Annotated in this window: 4 protein-coding genes and 1 pseudogene; all 5 read left to right on the top strand. The window is 41.3% G+C overall.

The features are described from left to right. Window positions 1-966 (top strand): glycoside hydrolase family 19 protein (locus C5469_RS22345; protein ID WP_422615879.1); only part of this gene is annotated, 966 nt, incomplete at its 5' end. Continuing rightward, window positions 963-2,213, top strand: coding sequence for a hypothetical protein (locus C5469_RS22340; RefSeq protein ID WP_166310837.1), 1,251 nt, complete (start codon window positions 963-965; stop codon window positions 2,211-2,213). The genes C5469_RS22345 and C5469_RS22340, both read left to right, overlap by 4 nt. Window positions 2,214-2,443: 230 nt before the next feature. Next, window positions 2,444-2,704 (top strand): PAAR domain-containing protein, encoded by a 261-nt coding sequence (locus C5469_RS22335; RefSeq protein ID WP_166310841.1) that lies wholly within the window; start codon window positions 2,444-2,446, stop codon window positions 2,702-2,704. 5 nt (window positions 2,705-2,709) lie between these two features. Then, window positions 2,710-3,942, top strand: coding sequence for a hypothetical protein (locus tag C5469_RS22330; RefSeq protein ID WP_166310835.1), 1,233 nt, complete (start codon window positions 2,710-2,712; stop codon window positions 3,940-3,942). Next, a pseudogene (locus tag C5469_RS22325) lies at window positions 3,939-4,391 on the top strand (ImcF-related family protein); the annotation flags it as partial. The gene C5469_RS22330 and the pseudogene C5469_RS22325, both read left to right, overlap by 4 nt.

The following is a 4,391-nucleotide window of genomic DNA, read 5'->3' as shown; positions in this document are numbered from 1 at the left end:
GACTGGGATAAGTTTATTGCTCATGTTAAGGCGCTATGTATTGATATGGTAGGATTACCATCCGGCAAGGTGTGGCATTTTGATCCGAGGAGGTTTATTACCCATTTCAGGAAGTGCGGGTGGTTAGAACAGTCGAAAATAACGGACATCATGTCATGTGATATAAGAAAGAATAATGAAAGTGAGCTAAATGCTATTAAGATAGCTTCGGAGAAGTATTATCAGGCTATCAATAAAATCATGCTCAAATATATTATAAATACACCTATTCGGCAGGCTCATTTTTTAGGTCAGGGAGCTGTGGAATCTGCCAGATTAAGGGTAATGCAAGAATACAGTCAGGAACAAGTAATTGAACATGGTAAGCAAATTGGTAAAGGAATAGTTAGGGATTCGGAAAAAAATGAATCAGAATTAGGGCATTGGTATGGTGAAGTAGCAACAGAGTATGATAGTTATTTTTTAGGTAATAAATATACTAAATCTGGAAATTTAATTGCTAGATCATATAGTTGGAGTAATGGAAACTGCGGTGATGCCGATGCACAAAAGTTTCGTGGTAGAGGATTTAAAATGCTGACAGGTAGAGCTAATTATGCGGCCTATTGGGTTTATCGAGGTTGGATTATTAAAAAAGACTTTGATAACTACTGGTGGGATGATGAGGAATATAAGAAGAAAAATATTAATAAAATGAAAAAGCGACCGGCTGTGATAGATGATCCCCAAAAGGTGACTGAAAATGAATATAACTGTATTGATACTGGGGGATATTTTATCAGGGGGATAAAGCCTAACATTGTCAAAGAGGTAGATAAGGATAAATGGCATGAAAATGCTAGTGAGAAAGAACAAGAAGATGAATTCACGGTTATAAAATCTGTTACCAAATTAATTAATGGTGGTGATAAGGGATTGAAAGATAGAAATAAAATGACTAGGAAAGCTAAAGAGGTTTTATCATGATTAAGATAAAAAAAATATTGTTAATATTGTCATCATTGGTCTCATTATCTGCTTTTGCTAATGATGATTATGTAGTCAATGTTGATAATCTAAAAATTTTTCTTAATAAAAATAATTTTTCTACCGTTATTTTCGAGAATAGCATATCTGGTGAATTAAATACATGCAATATTGAAAATTGGAGAAAAGATGATACAGACAATGGTGATGGGATAATAAGGGGAACTACGGATAAAAGAGCGATAATTTTTTATTCATCCAGTCGATATCTATTAATCAATGAGTTAATACAATGCAAGAATGGGCAGGTTAAACTTTATGATAGCCCACATCCTGATATTTCTATGCTTCAGGATATAAATTTTGAAAAACATTTATATCTTTCTCTTGGTTTAGTCGATAAAGATAGTTGGGCGGCAACTATAGCTAATTTTGGTAGTGATGAAAACTTGATTATCGGTCCTGGTTTTTTTGACAAAAGCAGCAATAGTCTTGAAGAAGGATTTGCTATTTTTGATGAAGGATATGGAAAGATATCACCAGATGGAAAATATGTTTCTCCAAATGGATTATATTGTGAAGGTAATTATACAAGTTCTACTCCAGGTGTATGGAATATAGAAAAGAGAAAACGAGTTACATTTCCTTATGAATGGGGGGACTTAGGGAGAATAACAAATTTAGATGAAATCGCTGAAAAATGTAATAAGCTCTTCTATGGTGAAGCCACTCTTGAGGAATTGGGAGGAAAATTGAATGATGCAGTTTATATTCAGAGCAAAGGACTCAAAGACAAAAATGTTGTTGTAGAGAATATAAATAATTCAAAGATCATCATTCCATTGAAAAAAGGCATTTATAATGCTTGTGCCAATACACAAATAAACTCTATCGATGGTCATGGTTATCTTGCTATATTCCAGAAGTTACCCTCTAAGCCAAGGGGATCTAAAGGTAGATGTAGCGGAAATGCAGAAACATGGTTATATATTTATGAATTATCAAATAAGAAAGCTAAAGAGATAAATAAAATATTGGTTGGTAGTTGTAATAAAGGATTCTCAATGAAAAGTTTAAGTAATAATATGAATGATTATTCTTCATTTTCATGGAATAAAAGCGGGTTTGTTATCAATTGGCATTCTAAAAAAGATAAACAAGGAAAGGAGGTGAATCATACTAATTATGTTATTAAAAAAGGTGTTTTGATGAAAGAAGATGTTATTGAAGCGAATGGAGAAAAATGATTATGAACCATATAAGGCTGAATATGTTATTTGCATTGATATTAACTGTACTTTCATTTTCTGCTTATGCAGGAAAGAGGGTGACAGATTTATTTATGACAATGGAGATTAATGGGTGAGCATTAGGTCTTAATTGTTAAGATGAAGAGCTCTCGTCTCTTTAAAAGCTAAATCTTCTCCTAATGGAGACGGTGATTTTTTTAAATGTAATATGAAAGAGGAAATACATGATGAACGGCATTATCCGTATCAGAGATAAAACTACCCACGGTAGTCAGATCATTTCAGGCTCTTTAGTGATGAAATTTGGCGGGATTGGGGTTGCTTGTCGAGGTGCTCTAGTGACCCGTCTGGTTAAAGGGCATGGTGATGTGATTATTGAGGGCAATCCTGAGTTTTATGATGTAGGGATACTTGTTGCCTTCCACAGGCATGATTGTACGTGCAGCGGTATGTTGCTCTCTTCTATGCTGGCTGTTACTGCGGGTTAATTATTATGTCGGTTAAATTGAATCTTCTCCCCGGCCCGGCGGCCCGCCCTGAACCTTTACGGCTTTGGCTCTGGTGTGTCTTACTTCCGGGGGCTCTTTTCATAGTGGGGATCGTCAGCACCATACTGTGGAGTGACGTGGAAATCCACCATCAGCCGGTGATGTTTGGGTTACATGCGTTAGGCATTCCTTTGCTGTGTTGGGGCTTTATGGTGGGATGTCGGTGGTTACTGTATGCCGGTCAGCATCTTGGGGCGGATGGCTGGGACGGACGTCGTCAACAGGTTATTTTGCAGGAAACCCGGCGGGGTCGGCGTTCGTTACAAATTTTGAGTGTAGCATTGCATACCGCCTTTGCCGATGAAAAGGCACCGGACACTCAAATTGAGTCACTGACTAAAAATGAGAAAGCGCTGAAAGCCCAGGCATCATGGCAAAGTGAAGCGGCGGTCCGTCACAGTCGTTTGCCCACGTTGGATGATGACTCTCCTGATGAATTAGTCCGGCGGACGTTGTCATCTATTATTGCTAGCTTTGCTCAGGGGCTGGAACCGTTTCCTGATAATATCCCCCTTTCTGTCGTTTTTGAGGCTAATACCGCGTTATCGGCGAGTTTATTGCGTGAAATATGGCAGCGGGTCTGGGCTGAGTCCGGTATTCGTCAGCCGGTCAGTTTTGTTGAAGGAGCTGGGTTATCTGTGGTGGATAACTGGTTGGATACCCGTATTCGTGAACGGTCGTTGTTAGTGGTCGTAGCCCTGCAAGTTTGTCCGCGACAGCCAGAGAAGACCGCGGAATCCGCTGTCGGGCTGATATTGGGAAATCGACTGACGCAAAAAACGTTAACGCCTCTGGCTTTTCTTCATCGTCCTGAATGTGCTGCTCATATGACACTTGAGCAAAGTGTGCTCCAGGCTCTGGATTGGGTGCCGGTGACGCCAGAATCATTACAGCATGTTTGGTTGTCAGGGTTGTCTCAGGCAGACAGGGAGGCGTTTATCGCCCTGAGCAGCACGGCGCCTTTAAATATGATCGGTGAACACAGTATTTATGACCTGGATTCATCATTGGGTTCAGCGGGTTGTGTCGCACCTTGGCTTGTGGTCGCAGCAGCGGCCCGCGCTGTACAACACATTGCCGCTTGTCAGCTTACCCTCAGTGGTTCATCCGTCCCTGATGAAGGGAGCTGGTGTGCCGTCATCTCGCCTTATGAAATTTCTCCAGAGGTTACACAATGAAACGTATTCGAACACAATCCTTTTTCTGGCCGCTGATTGCCTTTGTTTTAGTCATGGCGGTCACGTTAAGTTACCTAGTCTGGAAGATGCCCGAGGTGTTGGGTATTAAGGGCGACAGCAGCACTCAGCAGACAGGATTCATCGTTATCGCTATCGGTGGGGTGGTTTTTCTCCTGTTGATGGGGATTTATTATATTGCCAGCCGTCAAGCGGGCGAACTGAGTTTTGAACAGCTGCGTCAGCGTATTGCCGGTGATGATAAAAAAGTCGAGCCTGTAGATGTCCCGTTGTCTGAATCCGTTGCCGCACTGGCAGACTTGGCCGCCCGCCTGCACCGTCGTTATGGCCGGCTCTGGGGGTTCAGGGTGCGTATCTTACTGGTGATGGGGGAAGTCGAGCAGGTGGAGGCCATTGCACCGGGCCTGACTGCCGGGCACTGGCTGGAGGGC

The sequence above is a fragment of the Photorhabdus cinerea genome (assembly GCF_011189575.1).
Taxonomy (GTDB): Bacteria; Pseudomonadota; Gammaproteobacteria; order Enterobacterales; family Enterobacteriaceae; genus Photorhabdus; species Photorhabdus cinerea.
The sequence above is the reverse complement of the archived record's forward strand: the minus strand, read 5'-3'. Positions and strand labels throughout refer to the sequence as shown.